Source organism: Ancylobacter terrae (genome assembly GCF_045108345.1).
In the GTDB taxonomy this organism is placed as follows: Bacteria; Pseudomonadota; Alphaproteobacteria; order Rhizobiales; family Xanthobacteraceae; genus Ancylobacter.
Genome location: NZ_JBJGXH010000001.1, coordinates 2,835,764 through 2,856,106, shown reverse-complemented (window position 1 = coordinate 2,856,106; position 20,343 = coordinate 2,835,764). Strand labels below are relative to the sequence as shown.

The 20,343-nt window shown below is 68.2% G+C and carries 17 protein-coding genes; 8 read left to right on the top strand and 9 right to left on the bottom strand.

The annotated features are described in order from the left end of the window. Window positions 1-1,902 carry an ATP-binding protein gene (locus ACEUEL_RS13700; RefSeq protein ID WP_405706156.1) on the bottom strand — a complete coding sequence of 634 codons (1,902 nt, stop codon included), beginning with the start codon at window positions 1,900-1,902 and terminating at the stop codon, window positions 1-3. 1,482 nt (window positions 1,903-3,384) lie between these two features. Between ACEUEL_RS13700 and ACEUEL_RS13695 the strand changes: the two genes are divergently transcribed. The 4 genes from ACEUEL_RS13695 to groL all read left to right on the top strand — a co-directional run bounded on the left by ACEUEL_RS13695 (window position 3,385) and on the right by groL (window position 6,668). Continuing rightward, window positions 3,385-3,756: a phasin family protein gene (locus tag ACEUEL_RS13695; RefSeq protein ID WP_405706154.1), complete on the top strand. Its 372-nt coding sequence runs from the start codon at window positions 3,385-3,387 to the stop codon at window positions 3,754-3,756. A 219-nt stretch (window positions 3,757-3,975) separates the two neighbouring features. Continuing rightward, window positions 3,976-4,470, top strand: coding sequence for a phasin (locus ACEUEL_RS13690; protein ID WP_405706151.1), 495 nt, complete (start codon window positions 3,976-3,978; stop codon window positions 4,468-4,470). Window positions 4,471-4,685: 215 nt separating this feature from the next. Next, a complete protein-coding gene (groES, locus tag ACEUEL_RS13685; protein ID WP_405706148.1) occupies window positions 4,686-4,982 on the top strand; it encodes a co-chaperone GroES in 297 nt (98 codons plus the stop codon). Between the two features lie 45 nt (window positions 4,983-5,027). Next, window positions 5,028-6,668: a chaperonin GroEL gene (gene groL / locus ACEUEL_RS13680; RefSeq protein ID WP_405706145.1), complete on the top strand. Its 1,641-nt coding sequence runs from the start codon at window positions 5,028-5,030 to the stop codon at window positions 6,666-6,668. A 111-nt stretch (window positions 6,669-6,779) separates the two neighbouring features. Here groL and ACEUEL_RS13675 read toward each other — a convergent pair whose 3' ends face one another. Next, a complete protein-coding gene (locus tag ACEUEL_RS13675; protein WP_405706142.1) occupies window positions 6,780-7,448 on the bottom strand; it encodes a MarC family protein in 669 nt (222 codons plus the stop codon). A 100-nt stretch (window positions 7,449-7,548) separates the two neighbouring features. On the opposite strand from ACEUEL_RS13675, the gene ACEUEL_RS13670 reads away from it, so the two are divergent. Then, entirely contained in the window at window positions 7,549-8,205 is a 657-nt protein-coding gene (locus tag ACEUEL_RS13670) for a ribonuclease HII (protein ID WP_405706139.1), read from the top strand. Window positions 8,206-8,210: 5 nt separating this feature from the next. Then, the gene (locus ACEUEL_RS13665) at window positions 8,211-9,686 is read left to right on the top strand and encodes a glycosyltransferase family 39 protein (RefSeq protein WP_405706136.1); all 1,476 of its coding nucleotides are present in this window, start codon (window positions 8,211-8,213) and stop codon (window positions 9,684-9,686) included. On the opposite strand, the gene cydB is transcribed toward ACEUEL_RS13665, so the two are convergent. The 3 genes from cydB to ACEUEL_RS13650 form a co-directional block, all read right to left on the bottom strand. Further along, a complete protein-coding gene (cydB, locus tag ACEUEL_RS13660; protein WP_405706778.1) occupies window positions 9,680-10,684 on the bottom strand; it encodes a cytochrome d ubiquinol oxidase subunit II in 1,005 nt (334 codons plus the stop codon). The two genes, ACEUEL_RS13665 and cydB, sit on opposite strands and share 7 nt — an antisense overlap. 38 nt (window positions 10,685-10,722) lie before the next feature. Then, complete coding sequence (locus ACEUEL_RS13655) at window positions 10,723-12,141, bottom strand: cytochrome ubiquinol oxidase subunit I (protein ID WP_405706133.1); 1,419 nt, start codon at window positions 12,139-12,141, stop codon at window positions 10,723-10,725. A 121-nt stretch (window positions 12,142-12,262) separates the two neighbouring features. Beyond that, window positions 12,263-13,159 (bottom strand): uracil-DNA glycosylase, encoded by an 897-nt coding sequence (locus ACEUEL_RS13650; RefSeq protein ID WP_405706131.1) that lies wholly within the window; start codon window positions 13,157-13,159, stop codon window positions 12,263-12,265. A gap of 171 nt (window positions 13,160-13,330) precedes the next feature. On the opposite strand from ACEUEL_RS13650, the gene ACEUEL_RS13645 reads away from it, so the two are divergent. Both ACEUEL_RS13645 and ACEUEL_RS13640 read left to right on the top strand, forming a co-directional pair. Next, window positions 13,331-15,049, top strand: a complete 1,719-nt coding sequence (locus ACEUEL_RS13645; RefSeq protein ID WP_405706128.1) for an electron transfer flavoprotein-ubiquinone oxidoreductase — start codon at window positions 13,331-13,333, stop codon at window positions 15,047-15,049. A 367-nt stretch (window positions 15,050-15,416) separates the two neighbouring features. Then, a complete protein-coding gene (locus ACEUEL_RS13640) occupies window positions 15,417-16,307 on the top strand; it encodes an alpha/beta hydrolase (RefSeq protein ID WP_405706776.1) in 891 nt (296 codons plus the stop codon). A 10-nt stretch (window positions 16,308-16,317) separates the two neighbouring features. Here the strand turns inward: ACEUEL_RS13640 and ACEUEL_RS13635 are convergent, their stop codons facing one another. From ACEUEL_RS13635 to ACEUEL_RS13620, 4 genes are all read right to left on the bottom strand, one after another. Next, entirely contained in the window at window positions 16,318-17,091 is a 774-nt protein-coding gene (locus tag ACEUEL_RS13635; protein ID WP_405706126.1) for a glutathione S-transferase family protein, read from the bottom strand. Window positions 17,092-17,101: 10 nt separating this feature from the next. Beyond that, window positions 17,102-18,505 carry an amidohydrolase family protein gene (locus tag ACEUEL_RS13630; protein WP_405706123.1) on the bottom strand — a complete coding sequence of 468 codons (1,404 nt, stop codon included), beginning with the start codon at window positions 18,503-18,505 and terminating at the stop codon, window positions 17,102-17,104. A 107-nt stretch (window positions 18,506-18,612) separates the two neighbouring features. Then, the gene (locus ACEUEL_RS13625; protein ID WP_405706120.1) at window positions 18,613-19,329 is read right to left on the bottom strand and encodes a site-2 protease family protein; all 717 of its coding nucleotides are present in this window, start codon (window positions 19,327-19,329) and stop codon (window positions 18,613-18,615) included. Continuing rightward, window positions 19,326-20,294, bottom strand: coding sequence for a DUF2167 domain-containing protein (locus tag ACEUEL_RS13620; protein ID WP_405706118.1), 969 nt, complete (start codon window positions 20,292-20,294; stop codon window positions 19,326-19,328). Before ACEUEL_RS13620 ends, ACEUEL_RS13625 begins: the two co-directional genes overlap by 4 nt. Window positions 20,295-20,343: the final 49 nt, after the last annotated feature.

Below are 20,343 nucleotides of genomic sequence, written 5' to 3'. Positions count from 1 at the left end.
CTACTCCGCCAGCACCCGCGTCGAGGGGAAGGTGATCTCGACCAGCGTGCCGGAATCCACCGCGCTGCGGATGTTGAAGCTGGCGCGGTTGGCTTCGGCGAGCGCCTTGGTCAGGGGCAGTCCCAGGCCGGTGCCGCCTGAGCCGGCCCGACCCGAGGTGGCCAACTGGCGGAATGGCTCCATGGCGGTGGCGATGTCGGTTTCCGACATGCCGATGCCGGTGTCGCGGACGCGCAGCACGACCTCGCCGCCATCGGTCAGCGCCGTCGACAGGATGACCTGCCCTCCGGCGCGGGTGAACTTGATCGAGTTGGAGACCAGATTGAGCACGATCTGACGGATCGATCGCGTATCGGCGACGACCGGCGGCAGGCTGTCGGCCAGCGACGAGCGGATGATGATCCGCTCGCGGTTGGCCTGGGGCTGCATGATCGCCATGCACTGCTCGACCACCTCGTTGAGCGCGACGCTCGTAAAGGCGAGGTCGAGCTTGCCGGCCTCGATCTTGGAGAGGTCGAGCAGGTCGTTGATAAGTGAGATCAGATGTCCGCCGGAGGCGTGGATGTCGCGCAGATACTCGCGGTAACGCTCGTTCTCGATCGGACCGAAGCGCTCTTCCATCATCACTTCGGAGAAGCCGATGACCGCATTCAGCGGCGTGCGGATCTCATGGCTGATCTTGGCGAGGAAGTCCGATTTCGCGAGACTTGCCCGCTCGGCCATGCGTTTGGCCTCGATCAGTTCCTCTTCCGCACGCTTCCATTGCGTGATGTCGCGGAGCACGGCGCAGAACTTGGTCGAGCCGTCGCCGATGCGGCCCACCGTCATGAACAGCGGGATCAGGCCGCCCTCGCGCACGCGGCCGATCACCTCGCGTCCGTCGTTCAAAACGCTGGCGACGCCGTTCGCGGCGAGCCCATCGAGATAGTCGACCGCTGCGCGGTGGCTCTCCGGTGCGAAAAGGAGGGTGAACGACTCGCCCTGCACTTCACCCGCCTCGTAGCCGAACAGGGCTTCCGCAGGCCGGTTCATGCTGAGAATGACGCCTTCGGCATCGATGAGGACGACTCCGTCCGTGGCCGTGTCGAGGATGGCGCGCAGTTCGCGGGCGGTGGCTTCCGCCTCACGCAGCGCCAGTTCGGCGAGGCGGACACGCTCGTCCACGCCGCTGCCGATCCGGCGCAGTATGTAGAGAAGGGAGGAGCCCCCTTCCCAGGGAGCCGACATGAGGCGGGCCTCCACCGGCACGGACTCGTCCGAAGCGGTGCGCACGGAAAGGGTGCGCGTCGCGTCGCCTCCGTCCTCGTCGCCCGGCCCCTCGCCGAAAAGCGTGGAAATGCCCCCCGCCGCCTGCAGCGCGGCAGCATCGGCATAGCCGGTCCACTCAAGCAAAGCGCGGTTGGCATAGACCACGTCGTCGCCGCGGCAGACGGCAATGCCGAGCGGCATGCGATCGAGGATCGGCCGTTCGCCATCGGCGAGCACGCGGCGAAAGCCGTCGGGATTGAGAGGCCCGGTCGGTCCGGAGGGCGCTATGGCGCCATCGCTCGCGGCCGCCTCGACGTCTCCCGCGACACCGTCGCCCGCAACCGGCGGCGGGACGAGGGCGGGCTCGTCCGTCGCGGTGCCCGTTGCCGCGCTCCGGTCGGTTTCGATGTCGTCGGGGCCGCTGTCGCCGTACGCCGCCGCCGACAATGGACTTACCTGCGCGAACGGAGTGGGCTCGCCCGCTTCGGAATCGTCACCTTCGAGCCGCGCGCCGAGGGCCCGCGCGATTTCGCGAAAGGCATTCCGTTCGCCGGCGGTCAGCCGCGCCCAGGACGCCTGGCCGACATCCGGCTGGCCGGCATCCGCCCCGCTCCTGAGCGGCACGACATTGGCGGGCGGAACGAGGCTCAGCACCGGCTTCGGCGTCGCGGATGGGGCAGGCCGCCCAGCCGGCTCCGCGGGAGGAGCGTCGGGCGTCTCCGGTTCAGGCGCGGGGCGAGTCACGATGCCCGCATCGGATGAGCCTATAGGGGCGGGAGGCGAGCCTGGGTCGACGGAAGGATTCTCGACGGCGACGCTACCGGCATCATCTTTCGCCGCACCGGCGCCATTCGATACCGTATCCGCATCCGTATCCGTATCCGAGGCGGGGGCGATGGACTCTCGCGCTGCGCTGCCCGAGGCCAGCGGCTCGGGTGCCGGATCGGCATGGGCCGGTTCATCGGCGGGGGATGCCCCGACAGGAGCGTCGGCCCAAGGCATTACTTCCGTTACAGGCGCCGGGACGGCATCTGCATCCTCGACATGGGGCGCTGCGGCACTCCGTTCCGTCGGCTGGATGGCACGGATAAGCCCGAAGCCCCGCATGCCCGCTCCCCGTATCGGCGCGCCTCCCAGTTCGAGCACGACGTCGGCTTCGCGAGCCGGAACGCGGGCAGGCAGACCCGAGAAGCTGCGCCCGGCAAGCACAGCGTCATGGGCGGCGATAGCACCGAGCGTCGACCAATTGGTCGTGTCGGCCGATGCGTCGAGAAGGGTGGCAAAGATCGGGTCCAGCCGCGTCAGGCTACCGTCCGACGCTGCATGCCACACGAAACGCGCCGGCGTCGGCGTTGCGCCGCCGGGCGCTCCGGCTGTATCGGCCGGCGGGGCCGGGGGAGGGGCATGTTCAGCTATCTCGTTCGGCTCGGAACGGTCGTGGGAACGAGGGGCCGCGACCCGTCGTTGGCGGGGCAGGGCGTCGAGCGGCGCCAGCCGGACGGCGCGCTCGCCCTGCCACGGCACCACCGCGCAGGCGACGGTGAGAGGTGCAAGGTGGCCCGGTAGCCACAGGCGCTCGAGGTGCGGGGCCCGACCCGGTCGCAGCCGCGCCGCGATGCGCCCGATCACGGCCGACACCGCCGGGGGAAGCCGGCTCCCCGGCATGAGGCCGAGGGGGCCGAGCATCTCCATATCCACGGCCAGGACGAGACCGGCGGCGCTGACGACGAACGCACCGCGTACGGCATCCGCGCGCTCGTCGCTGGCGGCCGCTTCGATGCTCGTGGTCATCGTGGGGGCTGGTCTGTCGTTCCGTTCGTTCATGCGGCCGCTTCGGCGTGATCAACCTGTCCGGCCTGATACCGGTTCAAGCGTCAAGATAATGTGTGCCCGACCACAGCGCTATCGCACTGCCGGCGGCCGGCGGTTCGCATTCTGGATCACGCCAGGTTAACCGCTCGCCACCAGCGGTACGATTCTTTTGGCCCGGAGCAGAAGCTGTGCTCGGGCTGATACGTAAGGTTACGATTGCAATTTCCCGGTCATCACCTACGTTATCAGAATGCACGGATACGAAATGTAGCGTGATCGACGTAGCCCTGCTTTTGCCGCCGACCGCCGTTCGGGAGTCAGCAGATGGCCAAGCGACCCGACATCGAGGTTCCCGCCGAACTTCGTTCCATTGCCGAAAAGAGCCTCGATCAGGCCCGCAAGGCCTTTGAAGGTTTCATCGCAGCTGCTCACAAGGCCGTGGATGATGCGGAGGTGCGGGTGGATGACGTTCACGAGAACGCCCTCAAGTTCGGTCGTTCGGCTGTCGGCTTCGCTGAAGCGAACATTGCCGCGAGCTTCGATCTGGCTGCCGCGCTCGCTCGGGCAAGCACGCTCGACGAGGTGATCAAGTTGCAGTCCGAGTTCGCCATGCAGCAGGCGAAACGGCTTGCCGATCAGGCAAAGTCGCTCGGGCAGAGCGGCGCTGCTGCCGCCAAGGGCGCGCTGAACACCTGAGGCGTCTGCACGCCGGAACCTCCCACATTTCGCCGAAAAATTCGCGCTTCCGGCGTTATTGTGCATCGCAATATATTGCTGCAGTGCACAAATGATGGTACACGAGGCGCAGTTGGATCGGTGGTTGCCGGTCGCGTTTCAAGCATCAGGTCCGACCGCGGCACCGCGGCAGTGGTCGGCCTCTTTCGTTCAAAAAGCCGCGAACACGAGGTGAATCCCATGGTCGAGGTTGCTCCCACCACGCCGAAGAAAGCCGTCAAGGCTGCCACGTCCTCCGTCGAATCCGTCGCTGCGGCCTTCCCGAAGGTCGAACTCGCCAAGATCGAGGTGCCGGCCGCGGTGCGCGAGATCGCCGAGAAGAGCGTGCAGAACGCGCGCGAGGCGTATGAGAAGCTGAAGACCTCCGCCGAGGAAACCACGGACCTCCTCGAGGATACCTACGCAACCGCCAGCAAGGGCGTCGCCGAGTATAATACGGTGGCTCTGGAGTCGCTGCGGGCGAACGTGAATTCCACGTTCGACTATTTCGCCGCCATCCTCGGCGCCAAGAGCGTCGCGGAAGCCGTCGAGCTCTCCACCAGCCATCTGCGCAAGCAGTTCGACGTGCTGTCGTCGCAGGCCAAGGAACTGTCGGTGCTGGCCCAGAAGGTCGCGACCGAGACGGTCGAGCCGATCAAGGCTTCGGTCGAGAAGAACATCAAGAAGGCCAGCTGAGCCTTCCGAGCTCACCCTGCCGATCGACGTTTCAACGCCCGCCCCGCCTCGCGCGGGGCGGGCGTTCGCGCGTTTACCGTGCCGGTGCCGGAGTGCTTGACAGGCAAAAGGGCCGTGCCTATCTCGATGCCCGGCGCTGGCACTCGTCTTTTTGGAGTGCTAACGCGTGGAGCCGGAGATGCGCCGCAGGCGCGACAGGAAGCCCGAGGATCAACATGGCCAAGCTGAAATTCCGCCCCCTGCACGATCGCGTCGTGGTCAAGCGGCTTGACGCGGAAGAGAAGACCGCCGGCGGCATCATCATTCCCGACACCGCCAAGGAAAAGCCCTCGCAGGGCGAGGTTCTCGCGGTCGGTCCCGGCGCGCGCGACGAGGCCGGCAAGCTGGTCGCTCTCGAAGTGAAGGCGGGTGACAAGGTGCTGTTCGGCAAGTGGTCGGGCACCGAGGTGAAGATCGATGGCCAGGATCTCCTCATCATGAAGGAGACCGACATCATGGGCATCGTCGCCTGAACAGGCCGGTAGCCGCCCGAAACCCTTCAGTCAGGAGTGAGCCAGATGGCCGCCAAGGACGTAAAATTTTCTGCTGACGCGCGCGAGAAGCTGCTGCGCGGCGTCGACATCCTCGCCAATGCGGTGAAGGTGACCCTCGGCCCCAAGGGCCGCAACGTCGTGATCGAGAAGAGCTTCGGCGCCCCGCGCATCACCAAGGACGGCGTCACCGTCGCCAAGGAGATCGAGCTCGAGGACAAGTTCGAGAACCTCGGCGCGCAGCTCGTGCGCGAAGTGGCCTCGAAGACCAATGACCTGGCCGGTGACGGCACCACCACCGCCACCGTCCTGGCCCAGGCCATCGTCAAGGAAGGCGCCAAGTCCGTCGCCGCCGGCATGAACCCGATGGACCTGAAGCGCGGCATCGACCTCGCCGTCGCCGAGGCGATCAAGGACATCCAGAAGCGCGCCAAGAAGGTGAAGAACACCGAGGAAGTCGCGCAGGTCGGCACCATCTCCGCCAATGGCGATGCCTCGATCGGTCAGATGATCGCTGGCGCGATGCAGAAGGTCGGCAATGAGGGTGTGATCACCGTCGAGGAGGCCAAGACCGCCGAGACCGAGCTCGATGTCGTCGAGGGCATGCAGTTCGACCGTGGCTACCTCTCGCCCTACTTCATCACCAACGCCGAGAAGATGATCGTCGACGTCGAGGACGCGTTCCTCCTGATCTTCGACAAGAAGCTCTCCGGCCTGCAGCCCATCCTTCCCGTGCTCGAAGCCGTCGTCCAGTCCGGCAAGCCGCTGGTGATCGTCGCCGAGGACGTCGAGGGCGAGGCGCTTGCCACGCTGGTCGTCAACAAGCTGCGCGGCGGCCTCAAGGTCGCGGCCGTCAAGGCGCCGGGCTTCGGTGATCGCCGCAAGGCCATGCTCGAGGACATCGCCATCCTCACCGGCGGCCAGGTCATCTCCGAAGAGCTCGGCATCAAGCTGGAGAGCGTCACGCTCGCCCAGCTCGGCCGCGCCAAGAAGGTGATCATCGAGAAGGAAAAGACGACGATCGTCGACGGCGCCGGCAAGAAGAAGGACATCGAGGGCCGCGTCGCGCAGATCAAGGCGCAGATCGAAGAGACCACCTCGGACTACGACCGCGAGAAGCTGCAGGAGCGCCTGGCCAAGCTCGCCGGCGGCGTCGCGGTGATCCGCGTCGGCGGCGCGACCGAGGTCGAGGTCAAGGAGAAGAAGGACCGCGTCGACGACGCGCTCAACGCCACCCGCGCGGCGGTGGAAGAGGGCATCGTCCCCGGCGGCGGCATCGCCCTGCTGCGCGCCAAGAAGGCGGTCGAGAAGGTGACTTCGGACAACCCCGATATCGTCGCGGGCATCAAGATCGTGCTCAAGGCGCTCGAGGCCCCGATCCGCCAGATCGCCGAGAATTCGGGCGTGGAAGGCTCGATCGTGGTCGGCAAGGTGCAGGACTCGAAGGATCAGACCTTCGGCTTCAACGCCCAGACCGAGGAGTTCGTGGACATGATCGCGGCCGGTATCGTCGATCCGGCCAAGGTGGTGCGCACGGCTCTCCAGGATGCGGCTTCCGTGGCCGGCCTGCTCGTGACCACCGAGGCGCTCATCGCCGACCTGCCGAAGCCCCCGGCCGGCGCGCCGGCCATGCCGGGCGGCGGCGGCATGGGCGGGATGGACTTCTGATCCATTCCCCTCCTCGACGAGACGGAGAGGCCGCCTTCGGGCGGCCTCTTTTTTGGTCGCGGGTACCGGCGGGAGCAGGAGCTTGATCGAGCCCCCGTGCGCGACGGCGCGTCAGATCGCCGGCAGCTTAAGCCATTGGCTGAGTGCTGTCAGCGTCAGGTCCACCGCGAGCGCCGCGAGGATCATGCCCATCACCCGACTGATGATGGAGGCGCCGCCCCGCCCGATCAGCCGCGACAGCCGGCCCGCGGCGAGAAGAATGAGCAGCGTGCACAGCAGCACCAGGCCGAATGTGGCGACGGTCAGCGCGCGGTCCGGGAAATCGTGGCGGGCATTGTCGGTGAGCACGACCGCAGCCAGCATGGCACCGGGGCCGGCGATCGAGGGTATCGCCAGCGGATAGACCGCGAGCTCGACGATGTTGGTCTCGGCGGTCGGATGGGTGTCGCCGTGTGACTTGCCGTGGATCATGCTCAGCGCGAACAGGAACAGCACGATTCCGCCGGCTATCTGGAAGGATTCGATCGAGACATCCATCGCCCGCAGCAGCCAGTGACCCGCAAATACGAAGAACAGCAGCACGCCGAACGAGATGAGCACCGCGAACACTGCCGCCTTGAGCCGATCCGGTGCCGCGAGCCCGGCGGTGACGGCAAGAAAGACGGGCAGCGTGCCCAGCGGGTCGATCACCACCCAGAGGGTCACGAATTCGGAGATTCGCTCGGACCAGTTCATGCGCTTGCCACTCTCGTTGCCGAAGCACTGCTTCTGAAGCGACAATAAGTTCCGGTGTCGGCGCTGTCTTCTTGTGGTGCGCTTGCATCGCGTCGGACGGCCTGCTTTTCATGGCCATGTTGAATCGATGCGGTGAGGTGTGCAGGTGACGAGAAAGCCCCGGCCGGCCCGGATTGCCGCACCGCGATCATGGCCTAGCCTCGAGCATGAGCGCGCCGCCTGGGCTTGTGGCGAGGTGCCCGTGGCCGGCGCCGACGAGGTCGGGCGCGGTCCCTGGGCCGGCCCGGTGGTGGCCGCGGCTGTCATTCTCGATCCCGCCCGCGTACCGGAGGGGCTGGACGACTCCAAGAAGCTCAGCGCTGGCAGGCGCGAAGAACTGTTTGCCGAGATCTGCAGCGTGGCGGAGGTGTCCGTCGCTTTCGCCCCGCCGTCGCGCATCGATGGCTACGATATCCGCAAGGCGACGCTCTGGGCGATCGCTCGCGCCACGGCCGGCCTGCCGCGCGCGCCTCGTTTGCTGCTGGTCGACGGTCGGGATGTTCCCCCCGTCGGGTGCAGCGCTCGCGCCATCATCGGGGGCGACGGTCTGGTCGCCTCCATCGCGGCGGCCTCGATCGTCGCCAAGGTCACCCGGGACCGGCTCATGGCGTCGCTGGGCGGCGCGTTTCCCGGCTATGGTTTCGAGCGTCACATGGGTTACGGCACTCCCGAACACGCCGACGCGCTGGCCCGCCTCGGGGTGTGCCGCCACCACCGGGCTTCCTTTGCGCCCGTGCGCGCACGGCTCGCGGCAGCGGAGTAGCCTGCGTGCTCTGGTCGGCGCTGTGGATCGAAGGGTTGCGGGCCCGACCTGGCCTCGTCGCGCTCGCCGCGGCGGGAGCCTATGCGCTGTTGTGGCTTCTGGTCACGCTGGTGCTGTTCGCGGCCCCGCCCGAGGCGCTGGTCCGCCATCTGGTGGCGGCCGATGCCTGGCGCGCCACGGGCGAAGGCGGACTGCTGGCGATGGGCCTCTCGCGGCTGGCCCTGCGCGCAGGCGGCGTAGACGGCTACTATCTTCTGTGCGCCGTGGCGGCCGTGATGTCGGTCTGGCTCGTGTACATCCTGGGCCGGCGGATGCTCGGTCCCGCGCTCGCCGGGGCGTCTGCGCTGATGGCGCTGGCGGGCCTCGCGATCGGCGGGGCTCCCGCCTTCCTGGCGCCGGATCGCCTGGTGCTGCCCCTGCTGCTGTGGCTGGCGTGGGAAGCCTGGCGTTATGTCGGCGAAGGACACGAGGCTGCCGCTCCGTATTTTGCGGGTGCGGCCGGCATCGCGCTGTTCGCGAGCTGGGCCGGATGGGGTGCGCTGGCAGCCGCGCTGTTCCTTCTCCTGTGGACGCGCGAGGGGAGGCGCGCCCTGCGCCGGACCGATCCCGTGCGACCATTGGTCGTGGCGATGACTTTTCTCGCGCCATTCGCGTTCTGGCTCGGATTTCATGGTTTCGGCCAGGGCGTTTTCGGTCATCGGGTCGAGCTTGGTTCGGTGCTGCCCCTGATCGCCGCCGTCGCGGTCGGCCTTGCCGCCGTGGCGCTGCTGTGGCTGCTGGCGAGCCCGCTCGGGGACGGTGCCCGGCACGACGATGCCCCCGAATTGCGGCGAGGGACCCTGTCGCCGCTCGCGACGCGCTTCCTGTCCGCCTTCATCGGCGCGCCGGCGCTACTTGCATTTGCGGGCGGCGTGCTTGGATTTGCCGCGTCCATGCCCGGCGTCCTTCTTGCGGCGATGACAGTGCGGCTGGTGGCGCAGAGGGGCGAGCGGGTCGGGCTGCATCGACGCGGTGCCGTTGCGGGCCTCTGGCTGATGTGTGTTGTCGCGCCGGCTGTCATCGCCCCGGCGTGGATGCTGACGGCTCCCTACATGGCGGCCCGTGGCGCCGACGTGAGTTTCCCCGCGCAAGCCATTGCCGGGCCGATCGCCGCGATCGTCGAACGCCGCACCGGCAAGCCACCGGCCTTCATTGCCGGCGAAACCGTCCTCGCGGGCACCCTCGCTCTCGTCTCGCCGGGGCATCCCCGGATCCTGTCCGTGGCCGAAGCCGATCCGGCAGGTGGGCCTTCCGCGGGGCCTGCCGGGGAGGGGGCGGTCGCCGTCTGGCGCATCGAGGGACCGTCGGGCGAACCGCCCGCCGCCCTTCGCCGTCGCTGGCCCGCTCTCCAGCCCGAAGCGCCGGTCGTGGTGCCGTGGAGGATGGGCGGCCCGCTCGACCCGGTGAGGGTCGGATGGGCGCTCCTGCCTCCGGCTCAGTGATACCCCTCGCCCTCGCGCACCTTGCCGCGAAACACCCAGTAGACGAAGGCGGTGTAGGTGAGGATGAGCGGCAGGATGAACGCCACGCCGATGAGCACGAAGATCTGGCTGGCGGGCGCCGCCGCCGTTTCCCAGACCGTCAGCGTCGGTGGCACCAGATAGGGGAAGATGGAAATGCCGATTCCCACATAACCGAGCAGGAACAGCCCGACCACGCCGAAGAAGGGCGCGTTGTGGTCGCCCCGCTCCAGCCAGCGCCAGACTCCGACGGCGAGCAGCGCGGTCACCACCGGCACGGGCGCGAGGTAGAACAGGTTCGGCGTGGCGAACCAGCGTTCGAAGATGCGCGGCGAGGCGATTGGCGTCCACAGGCTGACGATTCCCATGAAGACGAGAACCGCGGGGAGCAGCAGCTTGGCGTGATCGCGTGCGCGATCGGCCGTGACGCCTTCCGTCTTCATGATCAGCCAGACGCTGCCGAGCAGCGCATAGCCGGCGACGACGCCGATGCCGCAGAGCAGGGCGAAGGGCGTCGCCCAGTCGAGCGGACCGCCGGCGAAGGCTTCGTTCTCGACCTTGATGCCCTCGACGAAGCCCCCGAGGATGATCCCCTGGAAGAAGGCCGCGAGCGTGGAGCCGCCCCAGAACGCCGTGTTCCACAGGCGGCGGCTCGACTGCGCCACCCAGCGGAACTCGAAGGCCACGCCCCGGAACACCAGCGCCAGCAGCATGAAGATCACCGGCAGATAGAGCGCCGGCATCACCACGGCGTAGGCCTTGGGGAAGGCGACCCACAGCCCACCGCCGCCCAGCACCAGCCATGTCTCGTTGCCATCCCAGAACGGGGCGACGGAATTCATCATCTGGTCCTTCTCCCGCTCGTTGTTGGCGAACGGGAACAGGATGCCGATGCCGAGATCGAAGCCGTCGAGCACCACATACATGGCGATCGCGACGGCGAGCAGGATGCCCCAGATGACCGGGAGATACCATTCCATGCCGAGGCCGGTTGCGGTGGTGAGATCGATCATCCCTGTCACTCCCCGGCTTCGGCGATGGCCTGGCGGGTCGCCGGACCCGCGGCGGCGAGCGGACGGCCCGGCACTGGCGTATCGGGCGTATCGACCGCCTCACCCTCCGGCCCCTTGGTGATGAGGCGGTAGATGAAGTAGATGCCGGTCGAGAACACCGTCGTGTAGATCAGCACGAACAGCAGCAGCGTGAGTGCCACGGCCCAGCCGGCCACCGGCGACGAAGCGTCGGCCGTGCGCAATATGCCCCACGCCACCCACGGCTGGCGTCCGACCTCGGTGACGAACCAGCCGCAGAGGATGGCGGTGAAGCCGAGCGGCCAGACATACTGGGCCGGCCACAGGTACCAGCCGGTCTCGAACAGCCGCCGGCGCCACAGCAGGAACGCGCCCACCCAGCCGACCGCCACCATCAGCATGCCGACGCCGACCATGATGCGGAAGGCGAAGAAGGGGATGACCACCGGCGGGCGATCGTCGGCCGGGAAGGCCTTGAGGCCCTTATACACCCCGTCCCAGCTGTGGGTGAGGATCAGGCTGCCCAGATGCGGGATGGCGATCTGGAAGCGGTTCGATTCCGTCGCCTCGTCGGGAATCGCGAAGGCGATCAGCGGGATGCCCTCGCCGGCGGGCGGCGGGCCGGCCTCCCAGTGCCCCTCGATGGCGGCGATCTTTTCGGGCTGGTGCTTGAGGGTGTTGAGCCCGTGCTGGTCGCCGATGAAGATCTGTATCGGTGCAAGGATGGCGATCAGCCCCAGCGCCATGCGCATCATCGTGCGCGAATCCTCCGGGAAACGGTTCGCATAGACGTAGCGCGCGCCGACCGCGAGCACGACGAAGGCCGTGGTCAGGTAGCAGGCCGTCACCATATGCGCGAAGCGGTAAGGGAAGCTGGGGTTGAAGATGATGGCCAGCCAGTCCTTCGGATAGGCGATCCCGTTCACCACCTCATGGCCGGCCGGCGTCTGCATCCAGCTGTTGGCGGCCAGGATCCAGAAGGCCGAAAGGCTGGTACCCGCCGCCACCGCCACGGCGGCGAAGACGTGCAGGCCCTTGGGGACCCGGTTGCCGCCGAACAGCAGCACGCCGAGGAAGGTGGCCTCGAGGAAGAAGGCCGTGAGCACCTCGTAGCCGATCAGCGGACCGACCACATTGCCCACCACGCGCGCGTACTGGCTCCAGTTCGTGCCGAACTGGTAGGACAGCACGATGCCCGACACCACGCCCATGGCGAAGGAGACGGCGAAGATCTTGGTGAAGAACCGCGCGATGCGGTGATAGCGCTCCTGCCCGGTCGCCAGCCACAGCACCTCGAGCGTCGCGATATAGGCGGCGAGGCCTATGGTGAAGCTCGGGAATATGACGTGGAAGGAGACGGTGAAGGCGAACTGAAGTCGCGCCAGAAAGTCTGCATCGAACACCATCAGATCCCTCGCTGGAACGGCGGACGGGCACTATTCGATACCTACACTACGCGCGACCGGATCAGGATGGAATTACTCTCGACTGACGCTTTGTCGCGCCAGGATGGTTAACGCGTCCACGTCAGCCGCGCGCCTCCAGCGTAGCCCGGATGGCCAGAAAATCACGCCAGGCCAAGCGCTTGCCGATGGGGTTGCGCAGCAGGTAGGCGGGGTGGAAGGTGGCCAGGGCGGCAATCGTGCGCCGGCCGGTGTCGTATTCCATCCAGCGGCCCCGCGCCTTGGTGATTCCCTCTTTGATGTTCAGCAGCGTCTGCGCCGAGGGGCCGCCGAGGCACACCAGCACGTCCGGATCGACGAGTTCGATCTGCCGGCGGATGAAGGGCAGGCAGATCGCCGTCTCCTGCGGCGTCGGCGTGCGGTTTCCCGGCGGGCGCCAGGGCACGACATTGGCGATGTAGGCGCCGGTGCGGTCGATCCCGATCGCCGCCATCATCCGGTCCAGCAGCTTGCCCGACCGCCCGACGAAAGGCAGCCCTTCGATATCCTCCTCCCGGCCCGGCGCCTCGCCGACAAACATCAGCTTCGCCAAGGGGTTGCCGTCCGCGAAGACGAGCTGGGTGGCGGTGAGGCGCAGCGGGCAGCCGTCGAAGCCGGCGAGCAGGCCGCGCAACTCGTCCAGCGTGCCGGCGGAAGCGGCGGCCTCCCGCGCCGCCATGGCGGCGACATCCGGGGGCGGCGGCGCGCCGGGCAGGGGAGGCGCCGAGACCACGGCCGGTACCGGACGGGCCGCGACCGGCCGGATGGAGGGCGCCGCCCGGGCCCCCTCAGAGGGGGCGGCGGCGTCGGGATTTCCCTTGCGCTCCAACGGCCTGGCGCCCCGCCCCGGCTCCGCCGCGCTTTCCGCGAACCGGTTCGTCGGCGCCTCGTCCAGCGCCACGTCGACGCCCGCCTCGACGAGGAAGGCGAGCGCGTCGATCAGCGCGGCGGTGGCGCCGTCATGGGAGTCGGAAAGGGGCATGGCGGCATCCTAATCGGCCCGCCCGCCGCCCGCAAACATGCGTTCAGTGAATTGAAATATATCGATAATTCATAGCTTGCGCGCTGCTTTGGTCGGAAGGACGGATTGCGCTGCCGCGAGCGGCATGGAAGAAATCCAGACAACATCGGAAAAGGCAGGGACGGCAACGACATGACGGCGATGGATCTCCCCCCGCGCGAGGGAATGGATTACGACGTGGTCATCGTCGGCGCCGGTCCGGCGGGCCTGTCGGCGGCGATCCGGCTGAAGCAGATCGACCCCGAAATCTCCATCGTCGTGGTCGAGAAGGGCTCGGAAGTGGGGGCCCACATCCTCTCCGGCGCTGTCATCGATCCCATTGGTCTTGATCGGCTTTTTCCCGATTGGCGGGACGATCCCGAGGCGCCGCTGGTCACCCCCGTCACCGATGACCGCTTCTATCTCCTCGGCCCCGCCGGCTCGGTCCGCCTGCCCAACATGCTGATGCCGCCGCTGATGTCGAACCACGGCGCCTATATCGGCTCGCTCGGCAAGGTGTGCCGCTGGCTGGCCGGAAAGGCGGAGGCGCTGGGGGTGGAAATCTACCCCGGATTCGCCGCCAACGAGGTGCTTTTCGCCGTGACCGATCAGGCCGGTCAGGTGGATGGTCAGACCGGTCAGACCGGTCGCAACGATCGCGGCAATCCGGTCGTCGGCGTCGCCACCGGCGACATGGGGATCGGCCGCGATGGCGATCCCACCGATGCCTATACGCGGGGCATGGAGCTCCGGGGCCGCTACACGCTGTTCGCCGAGGGCGCGCGCGGCCAGCTTGCCAAGCAGCTCATCGCCGGCTTCGGGCTGGGCGAGGGGCGCGAGCCGCAGAAGTTCGGCATCGGCCTGAAGGAGCTCTGGCAGGTGGCGCCCGAGCAGCACCGGCCCGGCCTCGTGCAGCACTCCTTCGGCTGGCCGCTCGATTCGAAAACGGGGGGCGGCTCCTTCCTCTATCACCTCGAGGACGGGCAGGTGGTGGTCGGCTTCGTCGTCCACCTCAACTACACCAACCCCTATCTCTCGCCCTTCGAGGAGTTCCAGCGCTTCAAGACCCACCCGCTGATCCGGCCGACCTTCGAGGGCGGCAAGCGCCTCTCCTATGGCGCCCGCGCCATCACCGAGGGCGGCTTCCAGTCGGTGCCGAAGCTCACCTTCCCCGGCGGGGCGCTGATCGGCTGCGCCGCCGGCTTCGTCAACGTGCCGCGCATCAAGGGCAGCCACAACGCCGTGCTCTCCGGCATGCTCGCCGCCGAACATGCCGCCGCGGCGCTGAAGGAAGGCCGCGCGCATGACGAACTCACCGGCTACGAGGCGGCCTGGCGCGGCTCGGCGATCGGCCGCGACCTCTATCCCGTGCGCAACGTCAAGCCGCTCTGGTCGAAGCTCGGCACCTGGGCTGGCGTGGCGCTGGGCGGGCTCGACATGTGGGCGAACTCGCTGCTCGGCTGGTCGCCCGTCGGCACGCTCGGCCACGGCAAGCCGGACTACGCCACGCTGAAGCCGGCGAAGGACGCGCGGAAGATCGACTATCCCCGGCCCGACGGCGTCGTCTCCTTCGATCGCCTCTCCTCGGTGTTCCTGTCGAACACCAACCACGAGGAGAACCAGCCGCCGCACCTCGTCGTCGCCGACATGGGCCTGCAGAAGCGCTCCGAATTCGAGGTCTATGCCGGCCCCTCGCAGCGCTACTGCCCGGCGGGGGTCTATGAGTGGGTCGAGAAGGAGGGGGACGAGGTCTTCGTGATCAACGCGCAGAACTGCGTGCACTGCAAGACCTGCGACATCAAGGACCCCAACCAGAACATCACCTGGGTCGCCCCCGAAGGCGCCGGCGGCCCGAACTATCCGAACATGTGAGGGCGGGTTCGGAAAAAGCGCTCCCGTCATCCTGAGGAGCCATTCCGGGAGGAATGGCGTCTCGAAGGATGCTCGAGGAGGCTCGGCAGTCCCCTGGTCCTCCTTCGAGACGCGCCTGCGGCACTCCTCAGCATGACGGAATGAGTTTCCGGACGGGCTCCGAAGCGAGGACGCTGAGCGGATCTCCGGGGAACGGTGGCGGGGCGGCTGCCGCCTCCCTGCCGTCATGGTCCTCCCCCGACTCGATCGGGGGATTGACCGGGCCATCCGCCTTTCCGATGGTGCGAGGGCATGGGGCTGGATCCTCCGATCACGCCCGGCGGACGTCGGATCCGGTGAGCGTGTTCGCCGGGGGCTTTTACAAGGCATCGGCATGACCGAGATCGAGGCACTGAAGGCGCTGTTCACCGGCAGGCCGCGCCCGGTCGGCTGGGCGGAGCGGCGCGCGCGCATGGACGAGGTCTGCGCGGTCGATCCGCCCGACGCCGACATCGCCTTCACCCCGCTCGACATCGCCGGCATCCCCGCCGAATGGTCGCTGGCCCCGCGCAGCGACCCGGCCAAGGTGCTGCTCTATTTCCACGGCGGCGGCTATTGCTCGGGCTCGCTCGCGAGCCACCGCACCATCGTCGGCGGCGCCGGCAGGGCGGGCGGCATCCGCACGCTGGCGATCGCCTACCGCCTCGCGCCGGAGCACCCCTTTCCCGCCGCCCGCGACGATGCGCTCGCAGCCTATGAATTCCTGCGCCGGCAGGGCTATGCGCCCGCCGACATCGCCATCGGCGGCGACAGCGCCGGCGGCGGGCTGACGCTGGCCACCCTGCTCGGCCTCAGGGCGGCCGGCGAGGCGATGCCGGCCTGCGCCTGGCTGGTCTCGCCCTGGACCGATCTCACGATGACCGGTGCCAGCCTCGACGACAGGGCGGACGTCGATCCGCTCATCAGCCGGGAATATCTGGAAGGATTGGCCGCCGCCTATCTCGCCGGCCACGATCCCAATGATCCGCTGGTCTCGCCGCTGCGGGCCGATCTTGCCGGCCTGCCGCCGACGCTGGTGCAGGTCGGCTCCAGCGAGACGCTGCTCGACGACGCCGTGCGCATCGCCCGCAACCTCGGCGCCGCCGAGGTGCCGGTGACGCTGGAGATCTGGCCGCAGATGATCCACGCCTGGATGCTGTGGTCCGCCCGGCTGGCCGCCGGACGCGCGGGACTGGCGCAGGCGGGCGCGTTCCTGCGCGCGCATCTGCGCCCGGCCTGAGCGTCCCCCCTCAGCACGCCGCCCTGAGCTGCGCGCGCAAATGCGGGTATTTCTCCGTCAGCAGCGAGCCGGGATAGTAGGTCGGGCGGAAGGCGGGCTGGGCGCGGATCGCCTCGAGCCAGCGCGCCACGCCCGGCTTGTCCGCCCACATCGCGTGCAGGTTGATGTCGGCCATCCGCACGATCACCGGCATGATCGCCACATCGGCGAGGCTGATGGCCTCGCCCATCAGCCACGGCCCGCCGCTCGCGGTGATGGTCTCCTGCATCCGCGCCACCGCCCGCGCCAGCCGGCCGAGCGCGGCGTCCATCTCCGCCTTGGGAAAGCCGGTGCGGCCCATGGCGAGCAGGAATTCGCGGCGCAGCGGCTTTGAATCCGCCAGCGCCTGGAACTCCGCTTCGCTCATCGCCTGGAAGTGCGGCAGGAAGGCGAGGTTGTAGGACGGCACCCGCACCGCCGGGGTCGGCACCTCGTCGATGAAGCGCATCAGCGAGCGCATCGCCGCCAGATCGGTGAGGCGGCGCGGCCGCAGCGGCGCCGTCTCCGGGATCAGCTCGTCGAGATACTCGATGATGACGGCGGAATCGATGACCGGCACGCCCTCATGCACCAGCGCCGGCACCACGCCATTGGGATTGATGGCGAGGTAGTCGGGTTTGAGCTGGTCGCCCGCGAACAGGTCGAGCCGGTGCTCCTCGAAGGGAAGGCCCTTGGCGTGGAGCACGAAGCGCACCCGCTGGCTGCAGGTCGACTGCGGGGCGTTGTAGAGGACGAAGCCGCTCATCGCTCCGCCCTCACCAGTCGATCTGCTGGCGCAGCCGGGCGAGGGCGGTCGCCGCGCCCGCATTCACCGCCGCGGTGTCTAGCGTGGTGAGCTTGCCGCCCTTCTTCAGCACCCGCCCGTCGACCAGCACGAGGTCGACATTGGCGGGCTGCGCCGCTTCCACCACCATGTGCGCGGCGTTGGTGAGCGGCCCGAGATTGGGCGCGTCGAGCGCGATGGCGATCACGTCCGCCCGCTTGCCCGGGGTGAGCGAGCCGATCTCGCCATCCATGCCGATCGAGCGGGCGCCCTCGATGGTGGCGAGTTCGAGGATGCGCTTCGCCGGCAGCTCGAACTCGTTCTCCGCCATGGCGTTGGCGAGGTTCTGCAGCACCTTCATGATCTCGAACATGTTGGCGCTGCCGCTCAGCGCGGTGGTGTCGACCGAGAGCCCGGTGCGCACGCCCGCCTTCAGGAAGCGCATGATCGGGGTGAGGCCGTAGCCGATGCGCAGTTCGGTGTAGGGCGACAGGCTGACCGCCGTGTTCGCCGCCTTCATCGCCGCGATTTCCGAATCGGTCGCCTGCGTGGCGTGGACGATCTGGAGATCCGGGCCGAGCAGCCCGGCATCGGCCATCGCCTGCACCTGGCCGATCTGCGCCTTGGTGCTGCTGGCGTGGACGGTGATCGGCAGGCCGAGCGAGCGGGCGGTCTCGATGTCGGACTTGCCGAGCTTGGCGACCTCGGGGTTGTTGCCGAGCCCGCGCCAGGCGAAGCCGAGCTTGATCAGCCCGCCATTCGACCACTTGTCCCACTCGCCCTTGAGCTTGCGGATGTCGTCCCAGTCGACCGGCGAGGTCGGCCCGGCAGCGGCGTTGTTGCCGTAGGAGAAGCGGGCGCGGATGCCGGCTTCCGTGAGCGCGCGCAGGTCCTCGCGGGCGAACTCCGGCCCGACGATGTTGTGGCACCAGTCATTGACCGTGGTGATGCCGGAATGAAGAGCCTCGGCGGTCGCGATGCGGGTGCCGGCATACATGTCGCCCGGCACGTATTTCTTGCCGAAGCCGATGCGCAGCGGGAAATAGCCGCGCTCCTTCACGTCGCCGGACATGGAGCGCAGCAGCGCGTTCCACATGTGCCAGTGGGTGTCGACGAGGCCCGGCATCACGATGGTGCCGGCGCCGTCGATCACCTCGGCGCCGTCCGCCGGCAGCGCCGGGCCGACCGCGACGATGACGCCGTCCTTCACATGCACGTCGCCGCGGGCGATGTCGCCGAGCGCCGGGTCCATCGTCATCACATAGGCATTGCGGATGACGAGGTTCGAGCGTGCCGGCAGCGCCGGTGCCGATTGTCCGTAGGCCACCGAGCGCGCGCCAATGCCGCCGAGCGCGGCCAGCGAGGCCGCGCCCTTCAAAAAGGTCCGCCTGAGCATCAATTTCCTCCATCCGGCGCTGTCGGCCGGTTGGCTGCAATCGTTTGCATTTGCGGGCGGCCTGTCAAGACCCGATGTTACCTCACGGTACGCGCCGCCGTCGGGTCTCAGCGCGACAGGCGCAGCAGGTCGTGCAGGCTGTAGGTCATCGCCACCAGAACGCCCGCCAGGATCAGGTAGAGCGCGCCATATTCGACGCGCACCACCAGCGGCGCGGCCGGGGTGGCGGGGATGGCGGGTGGCTGCCCGCGATGGCGCCAGGACTGGATCAGGTAGGGCAGGGCGAGCGCGGCGACGAGGATGGCCAGCGGATTGCGGACGACGAGGAACACCGCCGCCAGCGCCGGCACGCCGGCCCACCACAGCGCCGGCGAGATGATCGCCGTCAGCCGCCCGCCATCCAGCGGCATGACCGGCAGCAGGTTGAACAAATTGAGGATGAAGCCGGCATAGGCCACCGCCATCAGCAGCCCGCTGTCGGTCTCCCGGCTCGCCACATAGGCGGCGAAGGCGGCGAGGGTGCCGACGAACGGGCCGGCCGTGACGATATAGGCTTCCGATTCGGGATCGACCGACTGCCCCTTCAACGCCACCCACGCGCCGACGAACGGGATGAAGATCGGCGCCCCCACCGCGACGTTGCACTGCCGCGCGGCGATGTAGTGCCCCATCTCGTGCGCCAGCAGCATGAGCACGAAGCCGGCGCCGTAGCCCCAGCCGAAGGCGTAGCCATAGAGCACGACGGAGACCAGCATCGTCCCCGCCGTGGCCAGCGGCGTGCCGAGCTTGAGGGCACTGACGACCAGCGCCAGCAATCCGCTCATGCGCCGCCCTCGGGCGGCGTGCGGCGGAACCAGCGGAAGACGCCGGCGCCGAAGGCGATCACCGCGAAGAGGATGACCTTGGCGAACTTGGCGGCAAAGCCGGCGATGATCGCGAACAGCCCGAGTTTCTTGGCGCCGACGCCGGCCACCAGCGCGGCGATGCCGTAGGCGGCGACCTTGTCGGTGGAGGCGTTGAAGGATTCATAGCCCTTGCCGTCGGCAAAGCGGATCGCCTCCAGCAGGATCGGGGCGTTCTTCTTGTCGGCTTCGATGGCGTCGACCGAGCTGATCAGGTTGAGATCGAAATAGCCTTCCCGCCCCAGCGCATAGGAATTGTAGTTGACGCTGGCATCCTGCGGCGGGCTGCCCCGATCATGGGCCGACATCGACCAGACCAGCCGGTGCGTCGCCGCGTCATAGGTCGGCTTCTCCACCCAGCCGATGATGTCGAGCGGGGGGAAGCCGCGCCGGACGCGATCCTCGTTGGCGGCGTCGGTGCCCTCGCGGAGTTCCTGCAGCAGCGCGTCGGTGTCCCAGTTCCTGGCGTCGTCGTCGCGGATATAGCCCTCGTCGTAGAAGGCGAGGGTGGCGAACCAGTCGGTGTCGTCCGTCGACATGATGATGCCGGCGAGGTTCTCCCGTTCCGAATTGCCGATCGAACGCATGAACCGCCCGGCCTCGGCCTTCGGCACGAAGAGATAGCCGGCCGGCAGTTCCAGCGTGCCCTGCGGCGGCAGCGGGATGGTGGACGGGCCGCGGATGGCGGCCTTCATCGCCGCCCGCCACGCCTCCCGCGCCTCGATCTGGATCGGCGTCAGCGCGGGTTCGGCGGGGGTGGATGCCGGGGGCTCGCCCGGGCTGGTTGCCGGGCTCGTGGCTTGCGGCGCGGGCGCGGTCTGCGCGCAGACGCCGGCGGCCGGCACGGCGGAGAGGGCGAGCACGAGCGCCAGGGCCGTCCACCGCATGCGTGTCTCCCGACCGTGCGCATATGTAGGAAAATACCGTCCAGCACGT

Bases quoted from the DNA above. Each gene is read 5' to 3' on its own strand.
- ACEUEL_RS13635 (WP_405706126.1), bottom strand. From the start codon at position 17,091: ATGAGCGGCTTCGTCCTCTACAACGCCCCGCAGTCGACCTGCAGCCAG.
- cydB (WP_405706778.1), bottom strand. From the start codon at position 10,684: ATGGAATGGTATCTCCCGGTCATCTGGGGCATCCTGCTCGCCGTCGCG.
- ACEUEL_RS13650 (WP_405706131.1), bottom strand. From the start codon at position 13,159: ATGCCCCTTTCCGACTCCCATGACGGCGCCACCGCCGCGCTGATCGAC.
- ACEUEL_RS13645 (WP_405706128.1), top strand. From the start codon at position 13,331: ATGACGGCGATGGATCTCCCCCCGCGCGAGGGAATGGATTACGACGTG.
- ACEUEL_RS13690 (WP_405706151.1), top strand. From the start codon at position 3,976: ATGGTCGAGGTTGCTCCCACCACGCCGAAGAAAGCCGTCAAGGCTGCC.
- ACEUEL_RS13625 (WP_405706120.1), bottom strand. From the start codon at position 19,329: ATGAGCGGATTGCTGGCGCTGGTCGTCAGTGCCCTCAAGCTCGGCACG.
- groES (WP_405706148.1), top strand. From the start codon at position 4,686: ATGGCCAAGCTGAAATTCCGCCCCCTGCACGATCGCGTCGTGGTCAAG.
- ACEUEL_RS13620 (WP_405706118.1), bottom strand. From the start codon at position 20,294: ATGCGGTGGACGGCCCTGGCGCTCGTGCTCGCCCTCTCCGCCGTGCCG.
- ACEUEL_RS13630 (WP_405706123.1), bottom strand. From the start codon at position 18,505: ATGCTCAGGCGGACCTTTTTGAAGGGCGCGGCCTCGCTGGCCGCGCTC.
- ACEUEL_RS13695 (WP_405706154.1), top strand. From the start codon at position 3,385: ATGGCCAAGCGACCCGACATCGAGGTTCCCGCCGAACTTCGTTCCATT.
- groL (WP_405706145.1), top strand. From the start codon at position 5,028: ATGGCCGCCAAGGACGTAAAATTTTCTGCTGACGCGCGCGAGAAGCTG.
- ACEUEL_RS13655 (WP_405706133.1), bottom strand. From the start codon at position 12,141: ATGGTGTTCGATGCAGACTTTCTGGCGCGACTTCAGTTCGCCTTCACC.